The sequence below is a fragment of the Thalassotalea sp. G20_0 genome (assembly GCF_017744175.1).
Lineage (GTDB): Bacteria > Pseudomonadota > Gammaproteobacteria > Pseudomonadales > Endozoicomonadaceae > Endozoicomonas.
Genome location: NZ_JAGHQV010000460.1, coordinates 1 through 586 on the forward strand (window position 1 = coordinate 1; position 586 = coordinate 586).

At 51.7% G+C, this 586-nt stretch carries 1 protein-coding gene; it reads right to left on the minus strand.

Annotated features, from left to right (window positions below):
- Window positions 1-586 (minus strand): hypothetical protein (locus tag J7438_RS27045; RefSeq protein ID WP_209279104.1); only part of this gene is annotated, 586 nt, incomplete at both ends.

Here is a 586-nt window from a genome sequence, read left to right on the forward strand (position 1 = left end):
CCAGGCGAGTCAACAGGTCATCCATGTGCTTTTCAAGCACGTTATTTTTATTGGCATTAGAGTCTAGAGCCAACCTGGCACAGCATACCATTACTGCCCAGAGAGACATCGATATCTCTTCCTGAGAAAACTGAAGGTTCTTTCTGGTTCGAGAGACAAGTGATTCGAACGTAGAGGTAGCCACGTTAAGCTCAACGAGTTCACCCAGTTTGGCCGTGGCCCATAGCAGGTTGGCAATACCCTGGGCACTGAATTGGTCCTTCTGTGCGTTAATGTGGAGCAACAACGCGGCCACAGCCTTGTTGAGCCCTGGTGTCCGTTCCTGCCCGTTGTCCACCAGTTTCGCCATGGCCCACAGCAGGCTGGTGATTTCCTGTGGGTTAAAGTTAGTTTTTTGTACGATCACACAGGTCAACAGGGCAGCCACCGCTTCGTTGAACTCTGGTGTCTGTTCGTCTCCGTTGTCCACCAGTTTTGCCATGGCCCACAGCAGGTTGGCAGTGTGCTGAGGAATAAACTGGTCTTTTTGTGCCTTCACGAGGGGAAACAGCGCGGCCACGGCGTCTTTAAGTTCTGGTGTTTGCTT